Raw genomic sequence first — 15,519 nt, 5'->3', positions numbered from 1 at the left:
AAATGAGCGTTTTGGCGGAATTTTCCATGACCCCCTTGGACAAGGGCGAGAGCGTCAGCCCCTATGTGGCGCGCTCCATCGACATCATTCAGCAGTCGGGTCTGCCGTACAAGATGGGCCCCATGGGCACCTGTATTGAAGGCGACTGGGATGCGGTGTTTGGGGTGATTAAACAGTGCTATGAGAAGATGAATAGCGACTGCAAGCGCATCACCATCAGCATCAAGGTGGATGCGCGCGACGGCGCGGAGAATCGTCTGACCGACAAGATCAAAAGCGTGGAAGAGAAGCTGGGCAGAGCGGTGAACAGCTAAGCGCAAGCGCCGCCCGACGCGCCGGGCGGCGTCTACTCCTCAGACGCCAAAGCCGACGACTTGCGCCAGGGCGCCATACGGCTCTTCAGCTCTCCCATGGCGTGGCGCAACTGCGGCGAATTGCGCATCAGGTCGCCATCGTGGCCGCCCCGAGTGGCCAGAAACGCTTTGGGCTTGTTGGCGGCGTCGAACAGGGCGCGTCCATGGTGAATCGGGATCACTCCATCTTCGCGACTATGCACGATGAGAGTCGGCGTCTCCTCGATCTGCGCCAGACGTTCGCGATTGGGGAAGATGATGCGCGCCAGTTGGCGAATGGGCAGATAGGGGTAGAGCTCCGCGCCGCGATCGGGCACCGAAGTGAAGCTGCCCTCAATCACCAACGCCCCCACCGGGCGATGCTGCGCCAGCCAGGTGGCGGGGCCGCCGCCCAGCGAGTGACCATAGAGGATCAGACGCTCAGGGACGATCCCCTGCTCCTCCACCAACAATCGCCACACAGAGTCGGCGTCCTGATACAGCCCCTCCTCGCTGGGCTGACCGGGATTGACCCCATAGCCGCGATACTCCGTGAGCAACACGCCAAAACCCAGGGTATGAAAGAACGTGGCGTAATCGCCCACTTGGCTGATATTGCTGGCGTTACCGTGAAATAGGATCACCACCGGCTGATTGTCCAGCCCGGGCAGCCACCAATGCTCCAGCGTCAGCGCGCCGCTCTCCGAGGTGAGGGTCTCATAGCTGAGACCCCACTCTTTGGGCGTAGCCAGGAGTTCACGCGGCGGGAAAAACACCTGACGCCGTTGCGTCAGGTACATCACCGCACAAACACCCAAATAGAAGGCTCCCACCGAGCCGACCCATAACGACCAGTGCATGGCGAATCATCAATCCTTAAACAGAAGCGCGCCGCGCAGAGTGAACCTGCGCGTTGGCGTCATTGAAAATCGGGCGGAATTTGGCTGGCGTCGCCCAAATCGGCGGCCACGCGCGTGAGCACCTTCTGCAACCCAGGCTCGCGCACCCAACTTGCGGTTTGCGCCAAGGGCAGCCAGCGACGATCGCGCTCCTGCTCCAGCCAACTGTCCAACACGCTCTCCACCAGCATGAGATAGACGCTCACACGGCACACCCCACCCCACTTGCGGTAATCATACATGCCCACACAGTGCGGGTGAACCGTCCCCAACACCCCGGCCTCCTCCAGCGCCTCTTTGGCAGCGGAGCTCTGCGGCGTCATCGCCGGTTCAACGAGACCCTTGGGGATAACCCAGCGTTTTTTCTTACGGGTGGTGATCAGGAGCGCGCGCCAACCGCCCGCATCGAAGCGAACCGGGATGACGCCGGACTGCACATAGATGTGCAACCCATCGGAAGACTCGCGCAGTCGCGTTAACATGAGTCTAGACCTCTCTTGCATAACGGCTTCCGTGACAAGGGCGTCGCCACGCCAGACGCGACAGTGTGCGCCTTTGACGCATACACAGGGGTTCCCCTGGGCGCTGGGAGCGTCTACCCTGTGCGCCAATGTTGCGCCGCTGTGTGGCGGGGCATACATTGCGCCCATCCGACATAAAACGCAAGCAGGAGTCCCCACATGGATCTGGAACTGGTCAGCTTCAAGATCTGCCCCTACGTACAGCGCTCCATCATCACCCTGAAACAGAAGGACGCGCCGTTCAAACTGACCCATCTGAAGATGGGCGACAAGCCGGAATGGTTCCAAAAAATTTCCCCGCTCGGCCAGGTCCCGGTGTTGGTGGTGGATGGCCAAACGCCGCTGTTTGAATCCAGCGTCATCAATGAGTTTGTGGATGAAGCCACCCCCGGCGCGCTGCACCCGGAGGATGTGATTGAACGGGCGCGCCATCGCGCCTGGATCGCCTTCTGCAACGACTGCATGGGCGACTTCTCGCAGATGAGCATGGCCCCATCCCAGGAGGGGTTTGAGAGCGCCCGCGACTCGCTGCTGAAGAAGCTGGCGCGCCTCGAGGATGCGGTGAGCGACGGACCGCTGTTTGCAGGCCAAGCCTTTAGTTTGGTAGACAGCTCCTATGCGCCGATGTTCATGCGCCTGACGCTGCTGGAGGGATGGATCGCCGACTTCAGCCCCTTTGCCAACCTGCCCAAAACCGCCGCCTGGCGCGATGCGCTGCTGGCGCTGCCTGCGGTCACGGAGTCGGTGGTGGCGGAGTTCCCCAAGCTCTATCGCGGCTTCCTGGTGATGCGCAAAGGGTGGCTGGGGCAGACCTATCTGGCGACCAAGTCCTAACCCCCGCACTGCAGGCATAGCACAAAAAAAGGGCGACGTTGCGAAACGTCGCCCTTTTGCGTTGCGGCGCCGCCCCGTCAGGAGGCCGGGCGCACCAAACGGAAGCCGATCAGGTCCAGGAAGTAGTTGGGCTTGATCCAGTCGCGATTGGCGCAGCGCACCTCCACCGCCTCATTGCGCCATGAACCGCTGCGCAGCGATTGATAGGGGGAATTCTTGGAGTCGTTGCGCGGATTCTGCGTCGGGGCGCGAGAGTAGTAGTCGCGCTCATAGCGGTCGGCGACCCACTCATAGACGTTGCCGCTCATATCAAACAGCCCCAAACCGTTGGGCTGTTTACGCCCCACCGGATAGGGCCCATCGCCGTCGCCAACGACATCCTTGCTCCAGCCCGCCGCCTGCACGTCGGCGCCACCGGACCAGGTCTCGTCGCCCCCGCCGCTGCGGCAGGCATACTCCCACTCCGCCTCGGTGGGCAGACGGAAGTTGGCGTGACTCAGTTCGTTGAGTTTCTGAATGAACTCCTGGGTGTCGTGCCAGGAGATATTCTCGACTGGTCGATTGGGGTCGGCGGCGTTTTTGGAAGGGTTGGCGCTAGACCCCATCACCCGCATCCACTGCGCCTGAGTCACCTCAAACTTGCCGATCCAAAACGCGTCCAAGCACGCCTTGTGCAGCGGCTTCTCGTCGGCTTCGCCCTCGGCGGAGCCCATTTGGTAACACCCCTTGGGCGCCAGAGCGAAGGCCATGCCGGTGACCGGCTCCACCCACTCCTTGGCATTGGCGCTTGGCGCGGGCGCGGCGGCGACTGCTTCCGGTTGTGGCGCGAATTGTGACTCGGCCGCCTGTTTGGCCGCCTGTCGCGCAGCCTGTTTGGCCGCCGCGCGCTGGGCGCGCTGCTGGGCCTGACGCTGCAAAACCTCCCCTTGCGCTTTGCCGATGCGCGCATCCCCCGGCAGCAACGAGGCCGCTTGCGCCAACAGCGCCAACCCCATCTCCGGCTCCAGGCCCTCTTTGAGAGCGGCCAGCGTCAACGCGCCCACCAGGCGCTGCGCCAAACTCCGCGCGCGCGCGTCGTCCGGCGCGGCGCGCAGCACGGCGCGCGTACGCGCCAATGCATTGCCCTGGGCGGGCGCAATCAAACGGCCTGCTTTGATGTCATCGTCCGCCAGAGTGACGCTCATTCCGATCCACTCATCCAGCGCCTGCGCCGCCTCCTGCTGCGCCTGCCGCTCCTGTTGGGCGGTCTCTTCATCCGCAGAGGTCTCCGCCGACGCCGGTTCCGCCGTTGCGCTTTGCGCCTCAGGCTCGGGCTGTTGCTCCGCCTGAACTGCGGCGGTGGGAGATGGCTCCGATGCCGCCGGTGGCGACGGCTGCGCAGGTTTGTCGTCCGCAGCAGGCGCGGCCGTCTGCGCCATCGCCGCAACAGAGGCTGTCGAGCTGGAGTGCAGATAGCGTTTTTCAATCATCTGCGCGGTCTGCCGCCAATCGGCGATATTGTCGGCGCTGGCGTTGGGGTTGGCCGCCAGTTCCAGTAGACGGTCGGCCACTGCGCGCAGCCCGGCTTTGGCGGCGGCGCTTTGCGGATCCAATTGCAGCGCCTGCACAAAGCGATACAGCGCATTGCGCTCGCGCGGACGGGTCAGACGGTCGCGTTTCAAGTTATAGTGTCCCCCCGCCACCAACTCCTGAACGCGCGCCTGACGCTGGGCCGCCAGCTTGCCCGGCGCCTTGGCCTCCAGTTGCGCGGTGAGCTTGACCACGGTGGCGTTATTGGGCGCCAACGCAGCGGCGGTGACGAGGAAATCCACCGCCAGATCAACTTTATCCTGCGCCAAACGGCTCGCCGCCAACGCCGCATAGCGTTCGCCCACGCGGATCTCCAACGCCAAAGCTTCGGCGTTGTCCGGAGCGCTATCGCGCACCTCGAACAGTTTGACCAGGGCGTTGTTGGCTGGCGGGCTGCTTAACCGCATGGCGGAAACATCCTGTTGAGCCTCCGCCAACAACGCGGTAATCTGCTGGCGCGATAACTCAGAAGCGGCCGCCGTCTGCGCCAAATTCAGCAGCAACGCCAGCGACGCCAAACGCGCAAAACGAGCGCATTGGCGGGAAAAGGGTCTGGAGGAATGCTCTGTCATACGTCCCATTTTTCTGTCGACTCCCCATTAGCGTCCATGCGCTCGGATGATCCGATAATGCGCGTATTGTTGGCGATGATCGGCCCGGCTGCAAGGCGCCAGGCGCGCATCGCCTCGATTCTCTGCCAGGAGACAGGTTCCTCATGAGCGCCGTTCATCTCATGCACAAACGCCGCAACGCCCTACTGGCCGGTTTGATGGGCCTCATGGCGCAGTGGAGCGGCGCCGCCTGGGCCGACCATACCCATTCCCGCATCCCCGAGGGACAGAAGCTCGCCCCCTGGGCGGTCTACTACTCCGACAAGGCGCCATTGGAGCGTTTTCGCGCCTTCAATCTCCTGGTGCTCGACAGCCTCTACCATCCGCCGCTGCCGCCGCTGGCCGATGCCGGCAAGCTGCTGCTTGGCTACATCAGCCTGGGTGAAGTGGAGCAACATCGGGACCACTATGCCGCAGTCAAAGCCGAAGGCATTCTGATGCAGGAGAATGAGAACTGGCCCGGCAGCTTTTTTGTGGACGTACGCGACAAACGCTGGACCAAGCGCGTGGTGGAGGAGTTGATTCCGGATATCCTCCACGCCGGGTTCCACGGCCTGTTTTTGGACACTCTGGACAACCCCGGCCACCTGGAGTCCAGCGACCCGACAAAGTACGCCGGCATGCGCGACGCCGCCGCGCGCATGATCCACACCATCCGCCTGCACTATCCGCACATGCCCATCATGCTCAACCGCGCCTATGACCTCCTGCCCTTGGTGGGCGATGCGGTGGATATGGCGCTGGGCGAATCGGTGCGCGCCGATTACAACTTCCAAACCAAGACTTACCAGATGGTGGAAGAGACCGATTATGTGTGGCAGGTAAACCAGCTCAAGAGCGCCGCCAAGCAGTTCCCCCACCTGAAACTGTTCACCCTGGATTACTGGGATCCTCAGGATAAAGCGGGCATTACGCGCATCTATCAACAGCAGCGCGCACAGGGGTTCATCCCTTCAGTGGCCACGGTGGAGCTGGACCGCATCATCGACGAGCCGCGCTAAGCCCCATGCGCCATCTGCTCACCCTGTGCCTGTTCTCGGCATCGCTTTGGCGACATCCGCGCAGGCCGCCGCGCCCAAGGCGCTCAAGCGCACCATCCTCGCCTTCTACGATAGTCAGGAGGACGCTGAAGGTTTCCTGTTCGGCCCCGCCCACCGCATGGCCGAGACGCCGCTGAACCATCTGGGCATGAGCGTGCGCCACCTGGACCTGCGCAAGCCTCTGCCGCCGGTTGAGGAGCTGGGCGATGTGCGCGGCGCGCTCTATTGGGTCTACTCCGACTACGGCCACTCCGCCGCCGAATTTCTCCCCTGGATCAATGCGGCGCCGTTCCTGGATCAATATCCGCCGCGCAAAGGGCGGGTCGGCGGAGAGATTCTGGAACGCATGGGACTGGAAAAGCGCACCCTGCCGCCGGTGGACAGCGTGCAGTGGAAACGCCTCATCGCCAAAGCCGAGGCCAAGCAGGGCGCCGCCGACGCCAAATATCTGATGGAAGAGGCGCAAAAGACGCTGAAAAAGAATTATGAGCGCCCCCGCGCCTATGCGGTCAAGCCGTTTGATCTGGATCTGGAGATTGGCGGCGCCAAACGCTATATCGAACGCTTTTTGCCGCCGGGCAAACGGGTGGAGGTGATTCAGTGGTCCGGCAATACGCTGCCGTTTCTGGAGGTGATGCGCAAAACCGAAGAGGCCAAGATGGTCAATATCAACGGCGGCGACACCCGTTTTGACCGCGAATACCCCTCCATCTCCTGGGTCTCGCCGGTGGGTCGGCAGGTGGGACCGTACAATCAGATCTACGCCTCCAACAGCAATGAGAACACCTACACCGACCTGTGGACCGATCGCTTCTTCGGCTTCAAACATCTGGTGCGCACCCTGCGCAACACCGAGATTCCGCGTCGATTGAAGCCGTTCAATGTATACTACCACATGTATTCCGGGCAGAAGCTCTCCAGCCTCAACGCCGTCAAACGCAACCTGGATTTCGCCCACGAACAGGGGGTGATTCCGGTCACCACCAGCCACTTCGCCACCATTGGCAGCGGCTTCTTCACCACCCGCTTCGAACAGTTGGAGCCTGACCGCTGGCGCGTCACCGAGCACGGCGCGCTGCCCACCATTCGGTTTGACAACGCCACCTTCAAAGAGGTGGATTTTGATCGCTCTGAAGGGGTGATCGGCCAGCGCCATCTCTACGGCAGCCTCTACGTGATGCTCGACACCAGCCTGGAAGCGCCGATCATTGCCCTCAAAGAAGCCCCGTTCACGGGCAAAAGCGCTGAGGCCAAGCGCCTTTATCTGCGTGATGCGCGTTGGCGGGTATGGAATTTTCAAGAGGATGGCCGCGGCGGCGCGCGCTTTTTCGCCTCAGGATTCGGCGCCGGAGAGATGACTTGGCGCACCCAGTCGGACCACGACCGCTTTCACGTCACCATGGAAAAACTCGACGGCAGCGTGTTGAGCAACATAACGGTCTCCGCCAGCGCGCAAAACATGTTAACGTTTCAGTTACCCGCGCAAGCAACCGAACCAGTCAACATCACCCTGTGGCGCCTGTAATCCGACCTGGTCTTTTGCAGACACCTTGCGGCGCGCTGCGCATACGGGGCATAACCACTGCGCACCGCATGGAAGCCGCTGGCGCGGCGAGATGATCGTCTTTCCTGGGATTGCGCACAAAACTATGATTATTCGACTGACTCTTCTACTTCTCTGGTTTACCCTAGCGCCCGCCCCCGCTTGGGCGGCGAAAACGCCGTCGCCGGTTCCGCTCAAACGCGTGATCATCACTTTCTACGATAGTCAGGACGATCCCGAAGCCTACATGTACAATCGCATCGTCCACCACATGGCCGAGACCCCGCTCAACCACCTGGGATTGGTGGTGCGCCATCTGGATGTGCGCAAACCGCTGCCGCCCATGAAAGAGCTGGGCGACGTGCGCGGACTGCTCTACTGGACCTACTCCGATTACGGCCACCCCGCCGCCGAGTTCCTGCCCTGGATCAACAAACTGTTGGATCGCAAGATTCGCGTGGTGCTGCTGTCGGTTCCGCCTGCGTTGAATGCAGAAAATCTCGCCCCGGACCTCAGCGCCTTGGCGGACAATTTCTGGCGCCGCTTCGGCGTGCGTCCCAGCGGCAAGTGGGTGCGCATCACCTACGACATGACGCTGACCCGCAACACCCCGCACATGCTGGACTTTGAGCGGCGCATGGAGGGGGTGCTGCCGCCCTATGACGCGGCGATGGTCGACCCTGCGATCGGAGCGGTTTCGCATCTGGACGCCCAGCGCCCGCATCTGCCGGACACCCGCAGCACCCTGGTCGCCACCATGCCCACCGGCGGCTACGTGGCGGGCGGCTACACCCACTTCTCCCAGGAGAACGCCCAGTTCAGTCAGTGGTGGCTCAATCCGTTCGACTTCTTCCGCGCCGCCTTCCAAACTGATGAGCTGCCCAAACCCGACGCCACCACCATCAATGGGCGGCGCATCTTCTACAGCCACATCGACGGCGACGGCTGGCGCAACCTCTCGGAGATCCGCAAATACAGCCGCGACGCCACCTTCTCCTCAGAAGTGATCCTCAAGGAGATTGTGCAGAAATATCCCGATCTGCCGGTCACCATCGGGCCGGTGGTGGGCGACCTGGACCCGGACTGGTACGGCGGCGAAAAAGCTCAGCGGGTGGCGCGGGAGATCTTCCGCGAACCCAATGTAGAGGCGGGCAGCCACACCTTCAGCCATCCGCTGGATTGGGGCTTCTTTGAAGACCCCGACCCGCGCAAGGAGGAGCCGTTTCTCGACCAATACCCACCGCGCAAAGGACGTGTGGGCGGGCATCTGATGGAAAAGCTGGGACTGGAGAAGCGCAACCTGCCCTCGGTGGATACCGCGCAGTGGAAGAAACTCATCGCCAAAGCCGAAGCCAAACAGGGCGCCGCCGACGCCAAATACCTCATGGAGGAGGCGCAAAAGACCATTCGCAAGAACTACAAGCGCCCGCGCGCCTATGCGGTCAAACCCTTCGACCTGAATCTGGAGGTCGGCGGCGCCAAACGCTTCATCGAGCGCTTCCTGCCTCCGGGCAAGCGGGTGGAGGTGCTGCAGTGGTCCGGCAACACCTCGCCGTTCCTGGAGGCGATGCGTCTGACCGAACAGGAGAAGATGGCCAACATCAATGGCGGCGACACCCGCTTTGACCGCGAGTACCCCTCCATCGCCTGGGTCTCGCCGGTGGGACGGCAGGTTGGCCCCTATACCCAGATCTACGCCTCCAACAGCAATGAGAACACCTATACCGATCTGTGGACCGACCGCTTCTTCGGCTTCAAACATCTGGTGCGCACCCTGCACAACACCGAGATTCCGCGTCGTCTGAAGCCCTTCAACGTCTACTACCACATGTATTCGGGGCAGAAACTCTCCAGCCTCAACGCCGTCAAACGCAACCTTGACTACGCCCGTGAGCAAGGGGTGATCCCCGTCACCACCAGCCACTTCGCCCACATCGGCGGCGGTTTCTACTCGTCACAGTTCGAGCGTCTGACCCCGCACACATGGCGGGTGCGCAATCATGGCCAGTTATGCACCATCCGTTTCGATCGTTCAGCGTTCCAAAAGGTGGATTTCGCCCGCTCCAAAGGGGTCATTGGTCAGCGCCATCAATACGGCAGCCTCTACGTCATGCTCGACACCTCCAAGGAGGAGGCCCTCATCGCGCTTAAAGAGGCGGAGTTCTCCGGCAAGCGCCCCACCGCCAACCGACTCTATCTGCTCGATTCGCGCTGGCGGGTGTGGAACTTCCAAGAGGATGGCCGCGGCGGCGCGCGCTTTTTCGCCTCAGGCTTTGGCAAAGGCGCCATGACCTGGCGCGTCCCTGAGAGCTCACGCCGTTTCCAAGTGAGCATGGAGAGTCTCGATGGCAAGCTGTTGAGCAACGCCACCGTCGAGGCCAATGCGAACGGCGCCATCACCCTGGCGCTTCCGGCCAATGCCATTGAACCGGTCAATATCACTTTCTGGCGCCTCTGAGCAACGCCTGAACGCCCGATTTTCGCCTCGATGCGCCCTCGTTTCCAGGTAAACGTGTTGTAAACCCGTCTCATTGGCGGCAAAAATTCACAATTGTGAATTTTCCTGCAAAACAAATGCACTATAAATCAGTTAAATAGCTCCCGCCGCAACAATTTGACACAATCCTGAAACATAAACGCCTTGTAAACCAATGATTTTTCAGTGTTTATACAAATCTTCTAATTGAAGAATCGTTCTCATTATGATGTAATAGGGACGGAAATTGGGCGTTCACTCCCCCTCTTAGCAGGTATTAAGTCGCAATTTTCGCGATCGGCGCAAAGAGGAGATGGAGGCAAACGCCTGAGTAAAATCACTTAATTATACCCCGCGCTTTGCCCGGGTCAGACAGATTACGGACAACGGCCTTTTTGCCATGTCCTGACGAGTACGACGCCATGAAAAGCGCCATCTTTACCGCCATCATCCTTGCGATGATGGGCGTGTCCATCAGCACCGCTCTCATTCCCAGCGAAGAGACGCTCGCCTATCTGCATCTGAAAGATAAAGAGTTCGATTCGGCCCTGGAGTTCTATGAGCAGCAGGTCGACGATCAAAACGTTCCCCCGCATGTGTTGATGCCGCTGGCGCAACTCTATCTGCAAAACGGCGATGTGGAGCGCGCCGTATCGCTGATGGAGCGATTCCTGCTGATTCCCAAGAACCAGAACAATGTCGAGGCGCTACGTCAGGTCGCGGTCTACTATCAGTACGCCCAACGCCCGGAGATGTATCTGAAGACGCTGGAGAAGCTGACTGCGCTCAACGCCTCCACCAATGATCTGGAGAAACTCTCCCAGCTCTACAGCAACACCGGCGACATCAACAAACAGATCTCCATTCTCGAGCGTCTGGCCATCCTCACGCCAGACAACGTGAAGATCCGGCAAGATCTGACGCGCCTGTATGCGGCCAACAACGACAAACAGAAGGCGACCGAAACCCTGCAGGCGTTGTGGGCGTCACAGCCCCCAGCCATTGACGGCTTCTATCTGGAGTTGTGGGTCAATCTATTATTGGATCTCAAACAACCGGACCAGGCGGCGCAGATCATCACCGAGTGGCGCGACCGACAAAAAAACGATGACGCCAACCATCTCACCGTGATCGCGCGCGCCTGCAACCTGATGCACTACCAGGATTACGACGACCAAGCCTGGAAAGTGTTGCAGCCTTACGCCGAAACGCCGTTCATTCACCGCGACATTCTTGCCAGCCTCACCCAGGTAATGCCGCGCGTGGGACAGGGCTCCGTTCTGTTTGCGCATATGCAAACCGCCTATGAGAACGGCTCTTTAGCCGCCACATCGCTGGGGGACCTGGCCGATCTGGCTTTTGTGCAGGAGGAGAACGCCTTCCTGTTCGACCTGCTGGCCAGCCGCGATCAGTTTACCCTGCCCGAATGGCTGCAACTGGCCATCGCCGAACGCGCGTTGGATGAGGCGCAGCCGCCGCTGCAGCGCGCCGCCCGCGCCAATATCGCCTGGGACCGGCTACAGCCCCACCTCAAAGAGATGCACCCGGCCCTGGCCGCTGAGCTGGCCTGGGCCAGCAACCAAAGCCAACTCGCCAACGCCTATCTGGACAAAGCCCTAGCCAGTTCCGCCGTCAGCGCCGCCCTCAACCCCAAGGACCAGTTGCGTCTGGCCGGTCTGCTGGTGGGTTTTGGCCGCAAAACGGAAGGGTTGGCCATCGTCGCCAAACTGGCGCGCCATGCCGACACCCCGGCCTGGATGCTGCGTGAATTGGCGGCGCGCTTTGTGGAAGAGAAGAGCGTGGACAAAGGCTATGCGCTGTTCACCGAACTGCGCAAAACCCGCCGCGAGCCGCAAGTGGACGCCGGGTGGGCGCTGCTGAGTCTGGCCGCCAAGCGCTCCTCCCAGGTTGAACAGTGGCTCGCCACCGATCCCAAGCTGGATGAGGCGGACCTCAACGATCTGGCTTTTGTGGCCATTGACAACGGCCATAGCGCGCTGGGCGAACGCCTCTCCAAGCGCCTTTACGCCCAGCAGCACACCGCCGCCAATCGCCGCCTGTTCATCAACGCCCTGCTGGCCAGCGGCGACGCCCATCAAGCCCTGCTGCTGGCGCGCCCCTGGCGCGACTCCAGCAGCAAAGAGGATCGCGATCTGTATGAAGCGTCGCTGTTCGCCGTTAAAGCGCGCGGCGGCGATATCGACCGCGAGTTGATTGCGGTGATCAAAGCGCGCATCAACGACCCCAAACTGGATCCTCAGGAGCGACGCAATCTAGCCTTTGCCCTGATGGACGCCAAAGCCTATCGCAAAGCCAAAATCGCCTTCCAGATGCTGGCGCAGGACGCCGACCCCGACAGCGTGGATCTGGCGCAGCTGCTGTTCCTGTGGGGGCCGCGTCCGGATAAAGAGGCCATCGCCTGGCTTGAACAGCGCGCCCGCGCCGAACAGAGCGACCCAGCCAAACGCGCCGCCTGGGTCAACCACCTGACCCAGCTGGGCGCAGCGGATCGCGCCGCGTTGGTGGTGGAGGCGCGCATGCCCCCCGCCGGTCAAGGCGGCGTGTTGCTGGATCGCTACATTGAGGCGCTGGTGGAGCTCAATGACACGGCGCGTCTGGATAAAGCGCTGCGCCGCGAGATCCCGCGCGTCAACGACGTCAAACAGCTTAAGGCGCTCTCCACCATCGCCGAAGCGCAAAACCTGCCCCTGACCGCCGCCATCGGCTACGACCGCGTGCTGTCCCTCTCCCACGACGACGAACTGGCGCTCAAGCGCTTGGGCTACATGGCCTTCTTCGCCGGACGCTGGCAGGAGGTGGAGAGCTACCTGGGCCGCTATCTGGCCCTCTATCTGGAGCAGGCCGACTACGAAGCGCACTTCTATCTGGCCGAAGTGCTGTGGGCGGAGAACCGCAAAAAGCGCGCGGATGTTCACTACATGCACGCGCTGGAGAAACTGGACAAAGTCAGCGACAAGCCCTTCCCGGTGCGGCTGACCTATGCGCGCATGCTCAACCGCATCGGCCGCGTGCCCGAGGCGCTGCAAGCCTATCGCGCGCTGTATGCCGAACAGCCGGAAAACGCCAATTTGCAAATGGACTTCATTGAGTTGCTCATCGACCAGAATCTCACCGACGAAGCCAGTCGCGTGGTGGTCTCAGCCAAACGGTAACGCCAGCATGACGCCCCCCTCTCTCATGCGGCGCCCCACGCGGGCCGCAGCGCATCGCCCGACTCTGTCGCCAACCCAGCCAAACACGCGGAGCGCCCATGCGCCCGTAGTCAAGCAAGCGTGGTGACCATGCGCCGAGCTTCACTGCAACAGAGTACGCGTCACGCATCCACCGGCGTCTTGCGCGCCCTGCGCGCCCGCCGCGCCCCGTGGGTTGCGGGCGGCTTGGTCAGTTGTGCGGCGCTGGCGGCCAACGTCTCCTTTGGCGGTCTCCCGAGCCCCAGCGGCAAAGCCCCTGCGCGCATCAGCGACGTCCCCCTTGCGCAACACAGCTTACTGCAACAAGCCGCCCTGGCCGCAGCCGCCTGGAATGAAGCCAACGCCGCCATCTCGGCCCGCGCCAGCGCGCCGCCGCGCTCCGGCGCGGCGGAGTTGCGCGAAATCACCTGGGAGGCTACCGATCAGCGCGCGCGCATCATTCTGCACTGGACTCAAGCGCCCGACGCGCCGGTGCGACAAGGGCAACGCTTTGTGGCCGTGCCCATGGATATCTTCCCCGACCCCGGGGCGATGCAGCGCTTGGTCAATACGCTGCCCGAATGGCTCGCCGACGCCAGCCAGGAGGCCAACCATCTGGTGTTTCGCGTGGCCGATGATCTCACCATCACCCACCACCACCAAGCGGCGCAGACATGGATCACCATTCGCCCCATCGATAAGCAGGCGCAACAGCGTCGCGCCCGCCTGCCCATGGCTCTGGCTACCGCTCACCAGCCACGCTGGGGCTCCTTGGGAACCCCACCCAGCCGCGCCTTGATGCTGGCGGCGGCGGGGTCGCTACAAGGATTGGTTGAACAGACCCCCGAACCGATGCCGCCCGCCTTGGATGAGATCACCAAAGAGGCAAAGCTGCTGGCCGAACTCCCCGATCCGCACACGCTGCCGCTGCTCTCCCCTGCAGAGTTGGCGGGCAAGGCGCTGTCGCTGCGCGCGGGGGACGAAACCAAACGCGCCCGCATCGTGTTGGAGTGGCCCACTGCGGTGGAGGCCAGCCATCAGGTCAAGAACAATGAGCTGCTGCTCACATTTGACCAGCCCCTCTCCGATGCCGGTCTCGAGAAGCTGCCCCAGGTTCTCGCCAACTGGATCGGCGACGTGCGCTTTGGCTTCAACACCCTGCTGCTGCGTCCGCTGCGACCCAACACCCGCTTTGCCGTACTCTATCAGCCCACCCGCGTCACCATTGTCATGAGCGTGGAGAAAGAGGTGTTGGCCGAGCAGGAGAACCGCGACATCCGCGCTCGCCGCCTGGACTATCTGGAGTCGCGTCTGGACGTGGTCACCGATGGGACCAAGGATGGCCGCGGCAAGTTGCGCATGCTGCTGGATGAATCGCCGCGCAACACTGAGTTCCTCGGCAACATGGCCAACTGGGAGCAGCAACTCAGCCGTTGGCGGCGCGCGCTCAACTACTATGATCGCGGCCTGCGCGAATCTCCCGGCGAAGCCAACCTGATCATCGCCCAGGCGCTGCTGCGGCAACAGTACGAACCCTCCCTGGATCTGGGCCGCACCTGGCGCAACACCAATCTGGGCGATGAGGCGTGGATCACCGACACGGCGACCTTCAGCGCCCCCATGAGCAATCGCCTCTCCTTCGAACTCACCGCGCAGCAGGCCAATTTCACCGCCCACACCTACGCCGTAGGCGGCTTCACCTTTGCCGATATCGACATCACCCGACGTCAGGGCGGCGCCAGCATGCGTTTGGACTACGATGACGCCGACCACAGCGAAATGGGCGTGATGTTTGGCGACAGCAACGAGCTTGGCCTGCGCGCAGCGCACCAGTGGCGCTGGGAGAAGAATGATCTGACCCTGGATCTGCGCTATCGCGAACCCTATTGGGGCTATATCGCCGCCGCCGCCGGCAACGTGGCGCGCAATCGCGTGCGCGGCGTGTGGCAGGGTGATATGGATTGGGCGATCAACGGCCTGACCGGCAACGCCGCCGTGGAGTACGATACCTACGTCTTCACCAAGGGTTCCGGCAACGTTGGCGAGGTGTTCCCACAAACCGGCGATTTCGCCCACACCGTGGGGTATCAATTCTCCCTGCTGCACAACATCCCGGAGTACAACTTCACCCTCAGCTACAGCGTTGACGGCGAGTTCACCCGCGATGTGGACAACGCGCCCAACTTCGATCTGCCGACCTTCTTCGTCAATCTCACCGACCGCGAGACCCATGCGGTGAACGTCAGTTGGTCGGACCTGCTCACCGACTACCTGGATCACCGGGTGGTGCTGGGCTACAGCTACGACCGCGTCACCAAAGGCCAGGGGCCGGGGGCGCTGCTGGGGCTGACCTACTCGCCGTTTGAGGATTTTGAAGTGGACCTGTCGGTGCAGTACGCCCAGGCCCAGCAGGTGGGCGAAGACGCCACCACCACCACCACCGCGCTGCGCGCCACCTGGATCTTTTAAGCGCCTGACGCCAATGACCGACCAAGACTCAAGC

General features: G+C 62.0%; 10 protein-coding genes. 7 read left to right on the top strand and 3 right to left on the bottom strand.

From position 1 onward, the window contains the following. Window positions 1-2 precede the first annotated feature (2 nt). The gene (locus MAIT1_RS07005; RefSeq protein WP_085441577.1) at window positions 3-314 is read left to right on the top strand and encodes an MTH1187 family thiamine-binding protein; all 312 of its coding nucleotides are present in this window, start codon (window positions 3-5) and stop codon (window positions 312-314) included. Window positions 315-346: 32 nt separating this feature from the next. Here the strand turns inward: MAIT1_RS07005 and MAIT1_RS07000 are convergent, their stop codons facing one another. Both MAIT1_RS07000 and MAIT1_RS06995 read right to left on the bottom strand, forming a co-directional pair. Further along, window positions 347-1,192, bottom strand: coding sequence for an alpha/beta hydrolase (locus MAIT1_RS07000; RefSeq protein ID WP_085441576.1), 846 nt, complete (start codon window positions 1,190-1,192; stop codon window positions 347-349). Between the two features lie 59 nt (window positions 1,193-1,251). Next, window positions 1,252-1,713 carry an NUDIX hydrolase gene (locus MAIT1_RS06995; RefSeq protein ID WP_085441575.1) on the bottom strand — a complete coding sequence of 154 codons (462 nt, stop codon included), beginning with the start codon at window positions 1,711-1,713 and terminating at the stop codon, window positions 1,252-1,254. A gap of 198 nt (window positions 1,714-1,911) precedes the next feature. On the opposite strand from MAIT1_RS06995, the gene MAIT1_RS06990 reads away from it, so the two are divergent. Next, complete coding sequence (locus MAIT1_RS06990) at window positions 1,912-2,586, top strand: glutathione S-transferase family protein (RefSeq protein ID WP_085441574.1); 675 nt, start codon at window positions 1,912-1,914, stop codon at window positions 2,584-2,586. Between the two features lie 77 nt (window positions 2,587-2,663). On the opposite strand, the gene MAIT1_RS06985 is transcribed toward MAIT1_RS06990, so the two are convergent. Continuing rightward, window positions 2,664-4,562, bottom strand: coding sequence for a formylglycine-generating enzyme family protein (locus tag MAIT1_RS06985; RefSeq protein WP_158089361.1), 1,899 nt, complete (start codon window positions 4,560-4,562; stop codon window positions 2,664-2,666). Between the two features lie 308 nt (window positions 4,563-4,870). On the opposite strand from MAIT1_RS06985, the gene MAIT1_RS06980 reads away from it, so the two are divergent. The 5 genes from MAIT1_RS06980 to MAIT1_RS06960 all read left to right on the top strand — a co-directional run bounded on the left by MAIT1_RS06980 (window position 4,871) and on the right by MAIT1_RS06960 (window position 15,485). Beyond that, the gene (locus MAIT1_RS06980) at window positions 4,871-5,767 is read left to right on the top strand and encodes a glycoside hydrolase family 191 protein (RefSeq protein WP_085441572.1); all 897 of its coding nucleotides are present in this window, start codon (window positions 4,871-4,873) and stop codon (window positions 5,765-5,767) included. Between the two features lie 25 nt (window positions 5,768-5,792). Then, window positions 5,793-7,331: a polysaccharide deacetylase family protein gene (locus tag MAIT1_RS06975; protein ID WP_085441571.1), complete on the top strand. Its 1,539-nt coding sequence runs from the start codon at window positions 5,793-5,795 to the stop codon at window positions 7,329-7,331. Between the two features lie 124 nt (window positions 7,332-7,455). After that, entirely contained in the window at window positions 7,456-9,807 is a 2,352-nt protein-coding gene (locus tag MAIT1_RS06970) for a polysaccharide deacetylase family protein (protein ID WP_143814705.1), read from the top strand. Window positions 9,808-10,247: 440 nt separating this feature from the next. Beyond that, window positions 10,248-12,998 (top strand): hypothetical protein, encoded by a 2,751-nt coding sequence (locus MAIT1_RS06965; RefSeq protein WP_085441569.1) that lies wholly within the window; start codon window positions 10,248-10,250, stop codon window positions 12,996-12,998. Window positions 12,999-13,127: 129 nt separating this feature from the next. Further along, window positions 13,128-15,485, top strand: coding sequence for a TonB-dependent receptor (locus tag MAIT1_RS06960; protein WP_143814704.1), 2,358 nt, complete (start codon window positions 13,128-13,130; stop codon window positions 15,483-15,485). Window positions 15,486-15,519: the final 34 nt, after the last annotated feature.

It is taken from the genome of Magnetofaba australis IT-1 (genome assembly GCF_002109495.1).
Taxonomy (GTDB): Bacteria; Pseudomonadota; Magnetococcia; order Magnetococcales; family Magnetococcaceae; genus Magnetofaba; species Magnetofaba australis.
The sequence above is the reverse complement of the archived record's forward strand: the minus strand, read 5'-3'. Positions and strand labels throughout refer to the sequence as shown.

Excerpts from the sequence above, each read along its gene's own strand:
- MAIT1_RS07005 (WP_085441577.1), top strand. The coding sequence starts at position 3 with ATGAGCGTTTTGGCGGAATTTTCCATGACCCCCTTGGACAAGGGCGAG.
- MAIT1_RS07000 (WP_085441576.1), bottom strand. The coding sequence starts at position 1,192 with ATGCACTGGTCGTTATGGGTCGGCTCGGTGGGAGCCTTCTATTTGGGT.
- MAIT1_RS06995 (WP_085441575.1), bottom strand. The coding sequence starts at position 1,713 with ATGTTAACGCGACTGCGCGAGTCTTCCGATGGGTTGCACATCTATGTG.
- MAIT1_RS06990 (WP_085441574.1), top strand. The coding sequence starts at position 1,912 with ATGGATCTGGAACTGGTCAGCTTCAAGATCTGCCCCTACGTACAGCGC.
- MAIT1_RS06985 (WP_158089361.1), bottom strand. The coding sequence starts at position 4,562 with ATGCGGTTAAGCAGCCCGCCAGCCAACAACGCCCTGGTCAAACTGTTC.
- MAIT1_RS06980 (WP_085441572.1), top strand. The coding sequence starts at position 4,871 with ATGAGCGCCGTTCATCTCATGCACAAACGCCGCAACGCCCTACTGGCC.
- MAIT1_RS06970 (WP_143814705.1), top strand. The coding sequence starts at position 7,456 with ATGATTATTCGACTGACTCTTCTACTTCTCTGGTTTACCCTAGCGCCC.
- MAIT1_RS06965 (WP_085441569.1), top strand. The coding sequence starts at position 10,248 with ATGAAAAGCGCCATCTTTACCGCCATCATCCTTGCGATGATGGGCGTG.
- MAIT1_RS06960 (WP_143814704.1), top strand. The coding sequence starts at position 13,128 with ATGCGCCGAGCTTCACTGCAACAGAGTACGCGTCACGCATCCACCGGC.